This window comes from Acinetobacter legionensis (genome assembly GCF_048552295.1).
Taxonomy (GTDB): Bacteria; Pseudomonadota; Gammaproteobacteria; order Pseudomonadales; family Moraxellaceae; genus Acinetobacter.
This window is the reverse complement of the sequence record NZ_JBIMCW010000112.1, coordinates 1-260: the sequence shown is the minus strand read 5'-3', so window position 1 is coordinate 260 and position 260 is coordinate 1. Positions and strand designations below refer to the sequence as shown.

The window sequence follows — 260 nt, the reverse complement described above, 5'->3', positions numbered from 1 at the left end:
GTGAGGCTTGACTATACAACACCCAAGCAGTTGTATACGAAGCATCATTTGATTCATAAAAGATCAAACATACTTGATTTAGTTGTAAAGCTAGTTAAACTATTCAACTCAAATGTTCTGTTTGAGCGAGGGTAAGCAAAGCAACGCTTTGCCCGAGCGCAAGATTTGGTACGAAGTAAGGCATTTAAATAAGACCCGAACAAGTCCATAACAGTTTGCTGGCGACAATAGCAAGAGTGAACCACCTGATCCCTTCCCGA

The 260-nt window shown here is 41.2% G+C and carries 1 protein-coding gene; it reads right to left on the bottom strand.

Annotation, left to right across the window (positions count from 1 at the left end; translation table 11 throughout):
• Positions 1-53: 53 nt before the first annotated feature.
• Positions 54-260: hypothetical protein (locus ACG916_RS21675; RefSeq protein ID WP_419368233.1), on the bottom strand; the 207-nt coding region annotated here is incomplete at its 5' end.